General features: G+C 46.1%; 13 protein-coding genes and 1 pseudogene. 3 read left to right on the top strand and 11 right to left on the bottom strand.

Annotation, left to right across the window (positions count from 1 at the left end; translation table 11 throughout):
• Positions 1–13: 13 nt before the first annotated feature.
• The 3 genes from NLX82_RS23385 to NLX82_RS23375 form a co-directional block, all read right to left on the bottom strand.
• A complete protein-coding gene (locus NLX82_RS23385; protein WP_076265119.1) occupies positions 14–1,573 on the bottom strand; it encodes a response regulator transcription factor in 1,560 nt (519 codons plus the stop codon).
• Positions 1,574–1,833: 260 nt separating this feature from the next.
• The gene (gene udk / locus NLX82_RS23380) at positions 1,834–2,469 is read right to left on the bottom strand and encodes a uridine kinase (RefSeq protein ID WP_013308305.1); all 636 of its coding nucleotides are present in this window, start codon (positions 2,467–2,469) and stop codon (positions 1,834–1,836) included.
• 75 nt (positions 2,470–2,544) lie between these two features.
• On the bottom strand, positions 2,545–3,066 hold the full coding sequence (locus NLX82_RS23375) for a ClbS/DfsB family four-helix bundle protein (RefSeq protein WP_103744750.1): 522 nt from the start codon (positions 3,064–3,066) through the stop codon (positions 2,545–2,547).
• A 374-nt stretch (positions 3,067–3,440) separates the two neighbouring features.
• On the opposite strand from NLX82_RS23375, the gene NLX82_RS23370 reads away from it, so the two are divergent.
• A complete protein-coding gene (locus tag NLX82_RS23370; protein ID WP_254349134.1) occupies positions 3,441–5,534 on the top strand; it encodes a pectate lyase family protein in 2,094 nt (697 codons plus the stop codon).
• Between the two features lie 91 nt (positions 5,535–5,625).
• On the opposite strand, the gene NLX82_RS23365 is transcribed toward NLX82_RS23370, so the two are convergent.
• The 3 genes from NLX82_RS23365 to NLX82_RS23355 all read right to left on the bottom strand — a co-directional run bounded on the left by NLX82_RS23365 (position 5,626) and on the right by NLX82_RS23355 (position 10,736).
• The gene (locus tag NLX82_RS23365; RefSeq protein WP_023986544.1) at positions 5,626–5,970 is read right to left on the bottom strand and encodes a hypothetical protein; all 345 of its coding nucleotides are present in this window, start codon (positions 5,968–5,970) and stop codon (positions 5,626–5,628) included.
• A 147-nt stretch (positions 5,971–6,117) separates the two neighbouring features.
• Entirely contained in the window at positions 6,118–9,078 is a 2,961-nt protein-coding gene (locus NLX82_RS23360) for a DEAD/DEAH box helicase (RefSeq protein ID WP_254349133.1), read from the bottom strand.
• Entirely contained in the window at positions 9,075–10,736 is a 1,662-nt protein-coding gene (locus tag NLX82_RS23355) for an SWIM zinc finger family protein (protein WP_254349132.1), read from the bottom strand. Before NLX82_RS23355 ends, NLX82_RS23360 begins: the two co-directional genes overlap by 4 nt.
• A 270-nt stretch (positions 10,737–11,006) precedes the next feature.
• On the opposite strand from NLX82_RS23355, the gene NLX82_RS23350 reads away from it, so the two are divergent.
• Positions 11,007–11,663, top strand: a complete 657-nt coding sequence (locus NLX82_RS23350; protein ID WP_076159878.1) for an alpha/beta hydrolase — start codon at positions 11,007–11,009, stop codon at positions 11,661–11,663.
• Positions 11,664–11,814: 151 nt separating this feature from the next.
• On the opposite strand, the gene NLX82_RS23345 is transcribed toward NLX82_RS23350, so the two are convergent.
• The 4 genes and pseudogenes from NLX82_RS23345 to NLX82_RS23330 all read right to left on the bottom strand — a co-directional run.
• On the bottom strand, positions 11,815–12,459 hold the full coding sequence (locus NLX82_RS23345; protein ID WP_254349131.1) for a nitroreductase family protein: 645 nt from the start codon (positions 12,457–12,459) through the stop codon (positions 11,815–11,817).
• Positions 12,460–12,513: 54 nt separating this feature from the next.
• On the bottom strand, positions 12,514–12,894 hold the full coding sequence (locus NLX82_RS23340; RefSeq protein ID WP_254349130.1) for a nuclear transport factor 2 family protein: 381 nt from the start codon (positions 12,892–12,894) through the stop codon (positions 12,514–12,516).
• Between the two features lie 64 nt (positions 12,895–12,958).
• On the bottom strand, positions 12,959–13,909 hold the full coding sequence (locus NLX82_RS23335; RefSeq protein WP_076295720.1) for a helix-turn-helix transcriptional regulator: 951 nt from the start codon (positions 13,907–13,909) through the stop codon (positions 12,959–12,961).
• 157 nt (positions 13,910–14,066) lie between these two features.
• Positions 14,067–14,144 (bottom strand): annotated as a pseudogene (locus tag NLX82_RS23330) (hypothetical protein); the annotation flags it as partial.
• Positions 14,145–14,281: 137 nt separating this feature from the next.
• Between NLX82_RS23330 and NLX82_RS23325 the strand changes: the two are divergent.
• On the top strand, positions 14,282–15,070 hold the full coding sequence (locus NLX82_RS23325) for a DNA/RNA nuclease SfsA (RefSeq protein WP_023986550.1): 789 nt from the start codon (positions 14,282–14,284) through the stop codon (positions 15,068–15,070).
• A 235-nt stretch (positions 15,071–15,305) separates the two neighbouring features.
• On the opposite strand, the gene pgmB is transcribed toward NLX82_RS23325, so the two are convergent.
• Positions 15,306–15,965: a beta-phosphoglucomutase gene (gene pgmB, locus NLX82_RS23320; RefSeq protein WP_028541913.1), complete on the bottom strand. Its 660-nt coding sequence runs from the start codon at positions 15,963–15,965 to the stop codon at positions 15,306–15,308.
• Between the last annotated feature and the right edge of the window lie 23 nt (positions 15,966–15,988).

Raw genomic sequence — 15,988 nt, 5'->3', positions numbered from 1 at the left:
TGTGGCTTACTCCCTAATAGAGATGCTCCCGGCGGTACTGACTGGGCGAGTAGCCCTTCACTTTTTTGAACACTTTGGTAAAATAGCTGGGGTCCGAATAGCCTACCGTGCTGCTAATATCCGAAATGGACATCGTCCCCGACCGTAGTAACTCCGCGGCTTTTTCGACCCGAATTTTGTTTAGATACTCGCTAAAACCCTCTGTATGGTGTGCTGTAAAATAACTGGACAAGTAGGAAGGGTTAAAATGAAAATATTGCCCAAGTGTCGTCAAATTGAGTGTTTCAGCATGATGCTCCTCAATATACTCCAGCAGTTTTTTCATGCTTGCGCTACTTCCTTGCTGCGTTTTAGCCATGATCTGTCTGTTCGCTTCCTCCAAAAAAGTCTCCAGAAGGCGCACGGCTTCATGTACATGAGGCGCATCATTAATTGTTTTGAAATAGGAATATTTCGCCGCATCCAGCTCTTTCATATCATACCCCTGATTCCCAAGCAAAATCGTAATGTTGAACACGATATTTCCGAGAAGCGATTTGAATTCAAAAGCGGTAGAGGTATAGTTGCCGGACATGGCGGCTACATAGGATCTCAAATCCTGAAAAGCTGTATCAAAATGCTCACGCTTCATCTCTTCTGTAAACTGTTTTAAGTTGAACGAGCTGTTCACCTGTACAGGCGGAGGGAGTTCGTCTTCTATTAGCAGCGCTGTTCCTGGGAAATAAAAGCGGTAACTCAGCAGTTTTGGCAGTTCATCCTGATAGACGTCACTAATCTGATTGAAGTCATCAAATAAATGGCTAACTGCCCAGCCTGTCTGTGGATCGACCCGCTTTGTCTCCTGAGCAACTTCCCTAACCGCAGCCATCCAGGCGTCTACTTCACGAGGATCAAGATTGGCTAAAAACACAGCCGCATAGACATCGGACGGCAGTTGTCGCAGTACGATGTGCTCACAGGCAGAGGACACTTGATCTGATAGCTTGGAAAATAGGTCCGAGGCAGAGATAGAGCGTCCTTTATTCTGCGGTGCTGACTGTTCCACGCCTATGAGCGCAAAACGGCTATAAGGAAATGCTTGCTTCAGCAACTCAGCGTCATAGTCCATGCTATACCCGGAGATCAGCTTTTCGATCACATGATCTATTGTAATTTGACTATTATTAGCATCTGCCTGATATTGAATGGATGGAATTTTGCGAGCGGTTCTCTGGAGTACTTGGAGCAACTCATCCGTGTCCAGCTTGGGCTTTAAAATATAGTCAGCAACCCCTTGCTGAAAGGTGGATCGCACGTAATTAAATTCACCGTAACTGCTAAGCACGATGACTTCGATATCTGGATAGTTCTGTCTGACTATGCGCGTCAGCTCCTCGCCATCCATGATCGGCATTACGATATCTGTAATGACAATATGAGGGCGCAAGGTTTCAATCAGCTCCAATGCTTCTTTCCCGTTAGAAGCCTCACCTACAATTCGAAATCCATACTGTTCCCACGATAAATGGTGTTTAATCCCTTGCCGTACCAATATCTCATCATCGACAATCAAAATGTTGCATAGCTCATTCATGGCAGCACTCTCCGTAATTATACCTATTCGACGATTTTGCAAAAATCCTGATTCAAAAAAGACCCCCATCACGTGGACGTCATATCATCTGAGGCACATAATTGACAACGCTTCCAACTTGGCTTAAATCTAAAGCATTTAATCTTTACATGCTAACATAAACCACACGGGGATTCCAAAATAATTTAGTCCAAATGGCATATAAAACAACAAAAAAGGCAGCCGAGAAAATCTCGACAGCCTAAACGACCGGGATTACCTTATACAGTACCCCATGTCCGATCTCCTGCCAAATATTTTTCAGTCAAAATAGACAGCAGTTGAATACCAACCTCATTGTGTCCTCCCTCAGGAAGGATCAGGTCAGCGTATTTCTTGGAAGGCTCAATAAATGCCTCATGCATCGGCTTAACCGTAGTCAAATAGTGATCGTGAATCGAATGGATGGTGCGGCCGCGTTCCTCAATATCGCGAAGAACCCGACGGAGAATGCGCACATCAGGGTCAGTATCCACAAATACTTTGATGTCAAGCAGGCTGCGGAGCTTTTCGTCTGACAGCACATGCAGACCCTCCAACATAACGATGTGATTTGGCAGAAGCTCTACCGTCTCGTCCGTGGAGCGTGCATGAACCGTAAAGTCATACACTGGCGCTTGTGTCGCTTGTCCTTTTTTCAGACATTGGAGATGCTCAATAAGCAATTCGTTGTCAAAGGCAAACGGATGATCATAATTGACCAAAGCACGTTCATCATAACTCAGATGTGAATGGTCTTTATAATAGTTATCCTGAGATATGAAAGTCACTTTATTAGATCCCAGACGCTCAACGACGGCGCGTGCTACCGTCGATTTACCGGAACCTGTACCGCCGGCAATACCAATAATAAGCATGGCGTTTCACTTACCCTTCCCTAAATGTATCCCGATACAACTCAAGTATTGTAGCACAATGCACACTTTTTTTCATCACTGTTGAACTTTGTATTTCTTCCATTTCCGTATCTTGGCTCTGAATGTTTTAAACGGTGCCACCGAGTTGATGTGAATCCATCTTGCCATGGGCCAGTTCGGATTAGTACCCGTCCAGTTGTGAACGCCTTGAGTGAAGAGCTCTTCATGGCTAAGTGTGTCGATCCAATCCAGCCACTTTTGCTCAGTCAACTTGAACATATCGCGTAATTCACGTAAAGATTGGTGGGAATAGGTCTTGTAAAATGATTGATATAGTTCGCCTAGTCTATTCCATTTATAATTGGGAGCGGGCATGATGACGGTTTTTCCTTCCCGTTCGTCCCTGTCCCATGTCATGACAAGATGAAGCCATCCGAGCTGGTAGGCGATCATTTCTGCGGGTGTTTTATCTACTTCGGGGATACGAATATCCTTTTGGCTCTCGTCGATCTCCTGGAACTCACCGTCAAATCGTAAGTAGGAGGCATGAATGGCTTCTTTTAACTCCAATTTGGAAGCGTAGTCGTAGCTGGACATCTAATCGCTCCTTTAAATGATATGGATGATACTCACTCCTTTATATGTACCATTCTCAACATGACAACTGTATGTCTTATTCAAAAATAAAAAAATATCGTTTTTTGTGATTTTATGAAACATCATTTGACGTGTTCACGAAACAGGATGCAAAATTAATAGAAAAATTAAGACAAAAGATAAGTAATTAGACATATTTTAATATTTATTTAAAAGCCTATAATTATTGGAGTATAGCGCTTGGGGCCCTCATTGGTGTTGGGATATTATTCCCTTCATCAGTACGTTATATACCGTTGGGGCATGTCATGTCCGATGAACGGTGCAACCTTTGCTTTAGTATTCATGAATCTAATCAAGAAGGGGATTGTTATATGAAGTCGAGTTTGTTAAAAAAATGTGCAAGTGTAATGTTAAGCAGTACGTTGGTACTGTCTTTATCATTACCGTTGCTAGGTCATGCACATGCAGATGGAAATTTACAGATAAGTGACGATTTTGAGCAAGGAGAAGCTCAAGGCTGGACCGTAGGTTCGGGGAACTGGTCTGTGGTCAAGGATGGGAATGGTTCTACATACCAACAATCTAGTCGAAGCGAAAGCCATTCCGTCAAAGGTAATGCCTCATGGACGAACTATAGCGTGCAAGCAGATGTATATGTAAATGATTTTAATGGCTCCAATCGAGTCTACGTTGCAGGTAGATACACAGATTCCAACAACTTCTATGCAGCATCGTTGTACAACAAGAAAGACGGAGCTCTTGAGATTCGAAAAAAAGTCAAAGGCTCTATGAAGACACTGGCTACCAATAAAAAATACAAACTGGACACGAATACATGGTACAGAGTCAAGCTGGAACTATCCGGTTCGGAAATCAAAATGTATGTCAATGATCAACTGGAGCTGTCCGCAACAGACACCAGCCTCACTGCTGGAGCCATTGGTTTGGTAACTTCTAAAACAGCTGCCCAATTCGATAATGTGATTGTATCCGGTGCTTCTTCTGAGGGAGAACCAGGAACACCGCCTGTGAATCCGACACCAGGTACAGAGAAACCGACTCCTGGAGTGGATCATAACGCAACCTCCAAAAATAACTATAATTTGACTGGCTTTTCGTATGGTAATACAGGTGGTGGCAATATTGCGGATACAGATGCCAACTACAAAAAAGTTTATAACGCTGTAGATCTCAACGAAGCACTGAAGAAAGGCAGCAAAGTCAAAGTGATTGAGATTATGAACGATCTTGATCTCGGTTGGAATGAAATTCCTAGTGCTGCCAAAGTAATGCCTTTTAGTGCCAACAACCCTGTACAGACGCATCCTGTTCTGAAAAAGACAGGTGTGAGCAAAGTCTATATCGAAAATATGAATGGGGTTACGATTTTCTCTGCCAATGGTGCGAAAATCAAACATGCCGGCTTTGTTATCAAAAGAAGCTCCAATTTGATTTTCCGTAACCTCGAATTTGATGAGCTTTGGGAGTGGGATGAAGCAACCAAAGGGAACTATGATAAGAATGACTGGGATTATGTTACCATCGAAGGTACAAGTTCCAAGGTATGGATTGACCATTGCACATTTAACAAAGCCTATGATGGTCTGGTAGATGTGAAAAAAGGTAGTAACGGAGTTACGATTTCTTGGTCTTTGTTCAAAGGAGATGACCGCAGCTCCAACAGCTGGGTAACTCAACAAGTCAACGCGATGGAAGCAGACAAGTCTTCCTATCCTATGTACGCTTATCTGAGAAGCAGTGCAGTAGGCATGAGTAAAGAAGATATCATTGATATTGCAGCAGGACAAAAGAAGGCTCATCTGATTGGTGCTACGGAAATGGCTTCCGACAATGCAGACCTAGAGGTAACGCTGCATCATAATTACTACCTGGATATTCAGGATCGTATGCCTCGTCTGCGTGCTGGTAATGCTCATGCATATAACATCGTTATGGACGATGCTGGATTGGCCAGAGCCAAAAAAAGAATCACTTCTGACATGGCTAAAGCAATTGCCGCAAAAGGATACCATTTTGACGTCGTGGGTAACGGTGCGATTTCAACAGAAAACGGTGCGGTGTTGCTAGAAAAGTCTTATTTAATTGATGTGTTTTCTCCAGTGCGTAATAATCAAAAAGATCCTAAAAAAGATGACTACACAGGAAAAATCAAGGCTGAAGACGTCATCTTCTCCGACAACGGTACCGTATTCAGAGGAGGCAGCGAAGAAGCGAATAGCCCATTAGCCCCTTATCCTGCGAAGGCCAAGAGCTTCTCGTGGAATGGATTCACAACGTTGCCATACAGCTATACTGCCGAAGACCCTGCTAACCTGGTTGCTCAATTGCAGGCCAAGGATGGAGCGGGTGCAGGCAAGCTGAACTGGTCGAGTGAAAGCTGGCTCAAAACGGTGTACAATACGTCCGTTACGAAAAATGCAATAGTGGAAGAAGATTCCGAATAGGTAGGCCATATAAAAAAGCAGCCAGGACAGATATGCTCTGTTTCTGGCTGCTTTTTTGGTTACCTACGTTAAGGCTGCGTTCGGTACGAACTTAACCAATAACGACAAACGAGGACACGCCAGCAGGTACGGTTCTAACCCGGAATAGCGTTCCATCGTCTCTAAAGGTACGCAGAATAAAAGCCTGGTTCGTAGGTGTACGGACTCTGCTGAATCGGGCAGTACCAAAACCATCGAAGCCTGCAGCTTGCACAAAGCTTCCATCTAGACGCCGGAGTATAGCAAAAAATCCAGTTGTGTTAAAAGGAACACCGTTTGTGTTAGCCCAGATGACCGTAAATCGGCGCAGGGTTTGTGTTGGACTCACATTGCGATATCTCGTAACAGGAACCTTCCTGCCCGTAGATTTCAATGTTTGTGGAGGACGAATGGCCACTTCAAATCAACTCCTTTGTTGTGATGAGATAGTAAATGCAAACAAAGGAGTTTTGGACTGTGTTATAAACTACGACTTCTTAAAAATAGGTATATATCGAACTCAAAATGGCATTCCATGTACATTATAGTTCGATTTGGGACCTCCTTATGCCCAATCGCGTCGTAGCGTAAAGAGGTCTTTTAACGCGTCTGTAGACAGCTCAGTAATCCAGCCCTCGGTACTGGTTATGATTTGGTCGCTAAGCTGCTGCTTGCTCTCCAGCATTTCATCAATGCGTTCCTCCAGCGTGCCCAGCGAGATAAATTTGTGCACCTGTACATCCTTCGTTTGCCCCATCCGGTAGGCGCGGTCTGTGGCCTGATTTTCAACAGCTGGGTTCCACCAGCGATCAAAGTGAAAGACGTGGTTGGCGGCTGTCAGATTCAGGCCCACCCCCCCGGCTTTGAGCGATAAAATAAACACGGATGGCTGCTCGGCAGGGGGTAGCGTGTGAGATTGGAATTGATCAATCATTCGGTCACGCGCAGTTTTGGATGTGCTGCCGTTCAGATAGAGCACGGGCTCTTGCAGCTCCTGAGCGAGTACCCGTTGGAGCATCTGCCCCATACCAATATACTGTGTAAAAATAAGGCAGCGCTCGCCCTCTTCCCGCAGTTCCTTGACCATAGCCAGAATGCGCTCCAGCTTGGATGAACGGCTAATGACCGCTTCAAGATCGGCCTGACTATAACCGGAAGCCGCGGTATCTGGGAGCGCCTCCTTGGTTAAGAGGGCAGGATGGTCACAAAGCTGCTTCAACTGGGTAAGGGCGGATAAAATGGCTCCTTTCCGCTCAATCCCTTCCAGCTTCTGCATCCGTTCCATCAACTCTTTGACAATCTGGTCATAGAGCGCGCCCTGCTCAGAGGTCAGATGAATGTAGGTTTTCATCTCATTCTTGTCAGGCAAATCAAGCTGTATAGCAGGGTCCTTCTTCTTGCGCCGCAGCATGAAGGGCTGAACCAGCTTTTGCAAATCTAACGTGCGCTGCTCGTTATGTTCCTTCTCAATAGCATTAATGAAGCGATTGCTAAAGGCGCGTGAGCTGCCCAGATAACCTGGATTGATAAAATCATAAATGGACCATAGCTCTGACAAGCGATTTTCAATAGGTGTCCCAGTCAACGCAATCCGATGACGTGCAGGAAAGCTGCGCACGGCTGTGGATTGCTTGGTTTGCGCATTTTTAATGTTCTGCGCTTCATCCAGGCAGACTGAATCCCAGGTCATGCTTTGTAGCAGCTCTTGATCCAGGGTTGCCGTAGCGAAGGAGGTCAGGATGACATCGGCCTGCTCCACTTCTTCGCGGAACAGGTCTCCCTGCTCCCGCTTGCTTCCATAGTGCAGCATCACCTTCAATGAAGGGGCGAAGCGGCTGAGTTCCTTCTGCCAGTTGCCCAGCACCGAAGTCGGGCAAATCAGCAGCGAACTGGAGCGGACGCCCGTCTCGGCGGCAATATCCTGTAGGTGCAGTAAATAAGTAATAAACTGCACTGTTTTACCGAGTCCCATATCATCGGCCAGACAGGCACCCAGTCCAAAGCGACGTAAAAAAGCAAGCCATGCATACCCGTCCCGCTGATACGTCCGCAGCTCGGCTTGCAGCCCGTCCGGCACGTCCAATGCAGGCCATTCCGACTGCCGTCCGAGCTGGCTGATCAGCTTCAGCAGATGGGCATTCAGCTCGACTTCCAGTCGGAAGCGTGCCGCATCCTCCGGCTGCTCGCCCGAGGCGTCGCCTTCAGGCTCGTCGGCGTTGCCGAGCAGGTGTAGCTGCAGGATGTCCTGAAAGGACAATCCATGAGCACTGTCGATCCCGGCCATGGCCCGGCGGATCTGCACCAGCAACGCGGGGTCGAGCGCGATCCATTGCCCGCGGAAGCGCACCAAGCGCTCGTTGCGAGCGACCAGCTCGGCGAATTCCGACTCGCTGAGATCGGCATCACCGATGGCAACACGCCAATCGAACTGGACAATCGAGTCCAGTCCGAACAGCGAGCTACCCTTCGTGCGCTCTCCCGCCCCTTCGCCCGGGCGTACCTTGGCCCGCAGCTTTGGCTTCTTGCGGGTAGCTGCCTCCCACCAAGCTGGCAGCAGCACCTGCCAACCGCTTTCCAGCAGACGCTGGCTGTCGGTCGTCAGGAATTGCCACGCCGCTTCGTCGGAGAGCGGGCGATTCAGCACGTCATCGCGGCTTCCGGCACGCTGCCCGGCGGGCAAAATCGAGGTCAAACGTTCTAGCCACCCGGCAGAGCGCTCACGGACATGTGCTGTCCAGGCATCGGGCCATGAGCCGGATGCGTACCCATCATCGGCGAGCTGTACAGACACCAGCAACGCCGGGTCTTGCTTGTCCTGCAACACAAGCTTGAGCTGCCAGGACGGCTCGTCGTCCTCCAGCTCTGGCTCTAGCAGTTGCAGAAGTGGCCGAAATGGCGCGGTATCGGCTTTCCAGCCGATGGCGATGAGCCAGGCCCGCGCGTCCAGACCCGCCGCCGGGCGATTGGGGGCGAAGAGAATCGGATATTCTCTTCGCAAATCGGCGGCTTCCGCTTCGGTGCCGTACCAGCGCTGAAATACGGCAGCCGAGAACGCCGCTATCAGCCCTTCCTGCTCGTCCTTCTCCAAGCGGTCGAGCAAAGCAAGCTCTGCCGGTTGGATGTTTTCCAGTGCTTCCGCATCCCACTTCCATTGCAGCTTCCCCGCCTGGAACGCTGTGAAGCTGGGCACATATGCTTTTGCCTCAATACAGTGAGCAAGTAAAGGGATCAGCCGGAGCCACGGGGCATGGGCCTCGTCCCAGACCCATTCGATATGCTTCAGAAGCTCGCGCTCTGCCAGAAAAGGGATCACCTGCTCCGAGGGCAGCAGGATAATATCCGTGTCTTGAACATGTTGAATCTCCAGCTCGGTGCCATAAAACGAGGCCTCATGCCAAGCAAACAAACGCTGCTTCAGAGTTTGGCCGGAAATGCTATAGTTCATGGAGGAATCGCCATAGATCAGCGCGTCTCCATAGGTAGTTAATTGGATATGGACGGTAATCGTTTCGGTATATTGATTCATGATAACAATTTCCCTTTCCGTAATTCTTCCTGTAGCGCCCGCAGGCGGCTATGACGGCTGGTGAAGGTCGTAAAGAACAGCTCCCAGCGTGATTCCTGCTTCATTTTCTTGTACAGCTTGAACAGTCGCTTTAACAGCTTGACTGCTGCTTTATAGCTGGCCCTGTTTTTTTCTAGCACATAACGTTCTACCGCCTGATGGTAAAAGGGGAGTAGTAACTCAGGCGCGTTCTTTTCAATGGGCTGCAACACACTCACCCGAAAACTCAAAGGCTCACTGCGTATGCTTAGCTGATAGTCGATCCATGACCGCCATTTTTCGTGAGCAAGCAGCGCCTCTTCATACATTCCCCCGGCAAATGGAAGCATACCCACCAGCGTGTCCCACATGTCCTGCTCCGCTTCTGGAAGGTGCTGTAAAACCAGATCCCAATCATGTATATAATCTTGTAAATGGTCATCCCGATGACTGTGAAGCAGGGGGCCGATATGTCGCAGTCCGTCCTTGAGACGTGCCCAATCCTCGGCTTTACGCAACGCCTGTAAGAACAAAAGCAATTGACTGGAAGAAATTTTTAGTGGAAAAGCTCGTTCCGCCTCCTGAAGCAGTGCCCAGGCTTCATTATCGTGCGATTGGAAAATATGCATCCAGCTGCGAGCCAACATCCACGGAAGCCGTGCTAAAGTTGTGCCGAGCTCCTCAGCCGCCTGTAAATGCTGTAATTCCTCCGTATATATGCTGGAGTCCTGCCTTTCGTGATGCCCCCTGTGCCCCCAGTGCAGCCAAAACTGATAATACGCGTCTGAAAAATAAGTACCGTTACGCGATTCTGTCAGCATTTTTTGGCGTAAATAGGCTAAGGTTTCTGCCATACGGGCTTCTTGCATCGGTTCATCGGTCAGCTCCAGTGGACTCTCAAAATCACGCTCGATAGCTTCTTTAAGCTCATCGGCAGCGATTTGCGTGTAATACCCCATATAGGTATGAGAGGGATAGCCCGGCATGGGAGACTGAGGTACCAGCTTTTCCAGCACACGCAGATGAGCATGCAGTCCGTATAGCTGTTGCATGCCGGGTGAAAGTGGCGGCTTCACAGCATAGATCGAGGCTAGAGCGCTTTGGACATATTGGGAATTTTGTGTGTTCACATGGTTAAGTGCGATACACTGATCGAACAGATCATGCCACTCTGAAATGGGCATGTCTGGTATCTTGCTTGCTGTTTTACTGAGAGCGTTTCTTGTTGCTTCCCTGTGATCCGGTGAAAGATTCGACCGGGAAGGAGGTGTGGTACGCGTGTCAGCTTTTGCCGCCAATCGGGTGAATCCCGCCGAATGAGCGTTCACTAAAGCATGTACAGAACGTTCCTGTTCATTCGCGTAATTCAGTAGTACGGCGATCATATGCTTGCAGTTGGTGTGGACAGGGCATGTGCATCTGCTGGCAGCAAAAGCACTCAAGTGAAGATCCACCTCGTATAGCTCGCTTCCATCCACGACAGCTGCGATATGGTCGGCATCAGGCATTGCAAATTCTTTTACCTTTCCTTGCTTAAAATACTGGAAACCTCGTTTGATCGTCACGTCATTAAAATGGTCAGCCACGTTTTCAATAAGCTGTTGCCACTGTATATCATCCATAAGATAAGTTGGTTTCATATGCATTAGTCTCCTAAGAGAGAATAGTTGATCGGGTAGTAGCTTAACTCTTCCATTATATCAGTTCACGAATATAAATTGAGTGGAGGGAGCAGTTGGAAAGTTTTCATACGGGTTGACATGTTTCCTTTTGAAGAGTACATTTCTATTATAAATATAAAATAAATATTACTAATATTTTAGTGTTGATGATTTTGTATAGGAATGGTTTGTAGTGAACTGTATCCGTGGAGGTATGCAATAAACTTATTGTTAAGAGGGGGAAATAATATGTCGTCTTTATATAGCTATGATATTCACCTGCCCAGCCAGCTTGATCCCGACTGCACGTATCCAACCATTTTTACACTGCATGGGAAAGGGTCCAATGAGCAGGATATGTTCGGAGTTGTAGGGCCGTTGTCAGAGGAATTTATTATCATCGGCATTCGTGGAGACCTTCCCATGAGTGGAGGATTCCAATATTATGAGCTGAAAAGTCTGGGTAATCCGCTGCGTGAGCAGTTTGATCGGTCTATTAAACAGCTTCAGGCGTTCGTACAGTATGCCACAGATAAATATCCGGTTGATCCTAGCAAACGGTATTTCCTCGGCTTCAGTCAGGGAGCGATTTTGTCGATGTCACTTGCGCTTACCCTTGGCAATCAGTTGAAGGGGATTGTAGCGTTGAACGGCTATGTGCCTGACTTTGTGAAAACGGAATACGCGCTGCAAAGCACAGAGGACGTGTCCGTATTTATTTCCCACGGCGAATACGATTCTGTATTTCCAGTGAGCATCGGCCATGAGACGGCGGCATATTTCCAGACCAGGACTTCTCACTCCACATTCAAAACATACCCGACGGATCACGGTGTCTCACCAGATAACCAGCGAGATGTGCTTCAGTGGCTGCGTGAGGATGCGGGGATAAGCTCGAAGATGTAACCAGCCTTGGTATTCATTTTTTTGTTGTAATAGGATATTAGGCTGGTTGCCTTCATTGTCTTCGCGCCACTAGATCACTTTTTCTCCAACCTTCTTGCAGAATGAACTAAAAAGAACCATCTTGAGACAGATGGTTCTTTGTCGCGAATACTTAAAAGGATTCATGAATAACTAATTCATTAAGGGAGAAACGTGTTGTTGGACGTGCAGGGGTTGCGGCTACACCAAGGGTGACAATCATGACAGGGATAAACCGCCCAGGAATATTCAGAGCTTCAAGCAGTCCTGCAGGATTAAATCCACCTATTGGACCACTATCGTAGCCTTTCGACTTGGCAGCTAACATGAGTTGCATAGCTGCGAGAGCTGCATTTTTGTTTGCTTCATCCCTAGCGAATTGAGGGCTTTGATAGCCTCCTTCGATTTGGGAGAACAAGATGTCTCGCACTGCTTTCGAGATGAATTCTGACTCATAAAGACGGTTATACATTTCTCTGCCAGTTCGGTTTGCCTCAAGATCACCGAGAATGACAACAACAGCAGAAGCATCTGAAATCTGTTGCTGTCCATAGGCGATCGGTTTGATTCGATCTTTTTGTTCTTGATTCTGGATAACCAGAAAGCGCCAGTGTTGAAGATTCCAGGCTGAAGGAGCTGTCGCGGCAAGTTCAAAAATTTCATTCAACGTTTCTTCTGGGATGTTTGTTTTATACTCTTTGGTAGCATGTCGTTCACGCAATATTTTCTCAATAACTTCTTCCGCGTTCTCAAAATTAGATGTATTATTTTGGTTCACAGTAGGTTCTTCCTTTCAAGTATCAAAGCTTATTATTTATATAGATCCAATGGTTTAGTGTTTGGATTGAATTGCAGCGTAAGCAGCAAAAGGTGTTCCATCGTAGATCACTTGAACGGAGGAAATCTTGTTATCCTCTACGACGATGTATTCGGCAACCGTTGCATCCGGAACTGGAATAGTGTTGGAATGATATACGATCACAGCCTCCTTATTATCTCCAAATGCTGTAATGAGTGTTAGCTTGTTAATCATCCGGGCAAATCCTTCTGCAAAATTTTGGAATGATTCTCTACCTTCAAGGTTACCTAAGGGAGAGGTCGTAGTGACTTTGTCCGAAACCAGCGTCATCAGCTTTTCGATATCTTTATTTGCCATCGCTTCAAAATAAGCTTTTGCGATCACCAGTGCATTGTTGTTTTCATTTGTATTCATGTTGAATACCTCGCTTTCAGTTGGAATAATTACAATATACAAGCCTTCTACTGACAACAGTTTGTCAGTAGTTCTTCAACATACTTTCCACTTCTTTTTTGACACGACTTCGAAAGGATTCAGGTTCCAATACTTTAACATTAGATCCCCAGCTCAAAATCCAATGCAATAATTCCTCAGCATATCGAACACGGAAATCTACATAATAGCCACTCGGAAGAAGCTCAGCATGTTCCATAAAATATATTTTTGATTCATCGACTTTATCTGCAACCTCGGGCTTAAATACGGTTCGAATGGTTACATGTCGATCATCTGCCGGACGATACGTATGCAAATTGAAGTCCCGAGGTAATTCGAAACTTTCGATCATTGTACTCACATCACTCATGCGAGATATTTTAAAATGTCGATGCTCTCCTCTGAGATCACACTGAGCCACAAGCAGCCACCCTCCTTGCACAAGAACTAATCCTAAAGGTGCGGCTGTTCGTATCGTTTCACGACTATTCTCCGATTCCGATATTCGCTTCGTATATTTGAAATGTATTTTCTTTCCCTCCATCATGGCAATACGAATCGTTTTTATATTGGATTTTTCCCTTTCACCTAATTCAGGGTCTTCAGATTGAAGTCGAAAACGGATACCACTGCGGATTCGATCAGTTTCATGACGAATGGGGTCAGGTAAGATCACTTCAATTTTTCCCCGAGAGGACTGAGCACTTTGACTATATTGATTATCAAATCGCTGTTCAATGAATTCGGCTCCAAGTAAAAGGGAGACCGCTTCCTCCACCGTAAAGCTAATCGGGGGTAGGAAATACCCTTCAATTAAAGAGTAGCCGTGTCCAGGTGCACCGATAATCGGAACGCCAGATTCACTAAGAGCCTGAATGTCTCGATAAATCGTACGTACACTGGTTTCTAACTTCTCCGCTAGTTCTTCTCCCTTTAGAACCTTCCTACGCTGTAGCTCCAATAAAATCGCTAATTGCCGTTCGGTTTTATTCAATTTCCATCCCTCCTGTGTTTCAGTTGTATTTATAAACCTAATTGTTTTTAATCACTATAAAAAAACACTACTGACACTTGTATGTCAGTAGTGTTCTCTCCATCAGAATTTGGTCTATAGAAAGTAATGATTCCCGGTTGTCATCCTAGATTATTATTGCCCCGCGCTTTTTAAACGGAAAGATAATTAAAACGGTATTGAACATCAAAGGTAACAATAGTGCAGTCCTCACCGCCGGAAAATACGTCCTACCATCACCCTCCTGACACACTGTTGTCAGGAGACGAGCAGTATAGTTTTATGAGGGGTACACAGTTCCATGTGGTTTCTGTAGACGATCCAAAATCGCTGAAATGAAGGAGCTTAACTGTAATGGAGAATATAAGCAGTCATTTTCATTTTGCTTCTCCTCTTCTTGAGGGTGTAATTCGAAAAAAGAAAAATCGATTTGTTATGATGGTTGAACTGGATGGGGAGCTACACGATTGCCATTGTCCTGCTACAGGCAGTATAGGAAACATTGTCTTTCATGATATCCCATGTCTTGTTTCGCGTAGTAATGACCCTAAAAGAAAAACACAGTTCACCATTGAAGCCATTTCACTGGATCTACCATCCGTTGAATCGAAGTCATGGATTGGGATTAACCAAAATGCGGCCAATCGGTATATCGAACATTTCATCACAAGTGGTCAATTTAAAGATATGATTGGCGATTTCCAGACAGTCATCCGGGAAACGAAGCTTGGTAATTCAAAACTGGATTTTCTGGTGGATCAAACTTATGTAGAGGTCAAAACGCCATTAACCACTTTACATGTCGAGATGGGCGATCATATTGTAATCAAAAAAAACGCTGAATTTAATTCTTTTGAACGTTTTATCAAGCACATGGGTGAACTCAGTGGAAGTTTATCTATAAATGAACGTGCGATTTTGATTGTTTGTTTAGTTTATGAAAACAATGGATTCAAAGTTGGGAATTCTGGGAAACACAGCGGTTATGTTATGCAAACTGTTCAAAATTCCATCAAAAATGGAGTTGAAATCTGGCAAGTTGATTTACAAATTAATCCCGATGCAGTTAGCCTGACGGGCTATTACAACATTACCAATCAATTTTTAACAGGCGATATTATTTCTGAAGAAATATACAAATAGCTACTGACACACTTTTGTCAATTAAACTCCAATATAGTGATGCTACTGAAGAAAATGATATTTGCTATTCACTTCACCAAGCAACCATTAATTGTTTGTTAAAAAGAGTATACCTTTACAGACAGAAAATAGACGGTGACCTAGCGGCGGATCTCATCTGGTTTTTGGAGCAGACAAAAAAGACCGATTCATTAAGAGTCGGTCTTTATGATCCTTATAATCTTTTTTTGCTTTTTCATCCTCTGATAAAATGTGACTCCAACATGCTCAGAGAAAGCTCGGCAGTAGTGGCTACCACGATATCCGCACCTTGCATTTGCGAAGGTGTTCCTACACCGACCGCAAACATCCCGGCACCCTTGATCGCCTGTATGCCAGCCTGTGCGTCCTCTATACCGATACATTCGGCAGGCTGAACGCCTAGATTTGCGGCTCCGGTGAGGAAAATTTCCGGGTCAGGCTTGCCATGCCGAATGGCGGTAACATCCACCACACTGTCAAAATAGTACGCTAGCTCCAGCCGCTCCAGGATAAACGTTGCATTTTTGCTTGCAGAGGCCAGCGCGATGCCGATTCGGGCTTCACGAAGTTCTGTCAGTAGCGCTTTAATGCCTGGAAGAATGTCCGAGGGCGTTACAGCTGAAATGAGCCGCTGATACTCCGTATTTTTCCGTGTGGCCAGTTCTTGCTTGCCTTCTTCTGAAAACTTATCGGACAGGTTACCGCGCGCCAGTATTTTGTCGAGCGATTCCGTACGGCTGATTCCTTTTAACTGTTCATTAAATTCCCGATCAAAAGGGATGCTCAGCGCTGCCGCCAAGCTGCCCCATGCTTGAAAATGATATTCTGCGGTATCTGTAATGACTCCGTCCAGATCAAAAATGACTGCTTTCATTTGGTTTCCCCCTGTCTGCCCGA

This window comes from Paenibacillus sp. A3M_27_13 (genome assembly GCF_024213315.1).
Lineage (GTDB): Bacteria > Bacillota > Bacilli > Paenibacillales > Paenibacillaceae > Paenibacillus > Paenibacillus polymyxa_B.
The sequence above is the reverse complement of the archived record's forward strand: the minus strand, read 5'-3'. Positions and strand labels throughout refer to the sequence as shown.

What these genes read in the sequence shown, in the direction of transcription:
- NLX82_RS23385 (WP_076265119.1), bottom strand. Translation starts at nt 1,573, where the DNA reads ATGAATGAGCTATGCAACATTTTGATTGTCGATGATGAGATATTGGTA.
- udk (WP_013308305.1), bottom strand. Translation starts at nt 2,469, where the DNA reads ATGCTTATTATTGGTATTGCCGGCGGTACAGGTTCCGGTAAATCGACG.
- NLX82_RS23375 (WP_103744750.1), bottom strand. Translation starts at nt 3,066, where the DNA reads ATGTCCAGCTACGACTACGCTTCCAAATTGGAGTTAAAAGAAGCCATT.
- NLX82_RS23370 (WP_254349134.1), top strand. Translation starts at nt 3,441, where the DNA reads ATGAAGTCGAGTTTGTTAAAAAAATGTGCAAGTGTAATGTTAAGCAGT.
- NLX82_RS23360 (WP_254349133.1), bottom strand. Translation starts at nt 9,078, where the DNA reads ATGAATCAATATACCGAAACGATTACCGTCCATATCCAATTAACTACC.
- NLX82_RS23355 (WP_254349132.1), bottom strand. Translation starts at nt 10,736, where the DNA reads ATGAAACCAACTTATCTTATGGATGATATACAGTGGCAACAGCTTATT.
- NLX82_RS23350 (WP_076159878.1), top strand. Translation starts at nt 11,007, where the DNA reads ATGTCGTCTTTATATAGCTATGATATTCACCTGCCCAGCCAGCTTGAT.
- NLX82_RS23340 (WP_254349130.1), bottom strand. Translation starts at nt 12,894, where the DNA reads ATGAATACAAATGAAAACAACAATGCACTGGTGATCGCAAAAGCTTAT.
- NLX82_RS23325 (WP_023986550.1), top strand. Translation starts at nt 14,282, where the DNA reads ATGGAGAATATAAGCAGTCATTTTCATTTTGCTTCTCCTCTTCTTGAG.
- pgmB (WP_028541913.1), bottom strand. Translation starts at nt 15,965, where the DNA reads ATGAAAGCAGTCATTTTTGATCTGGACGGAGTCATTACAGATACCGCA.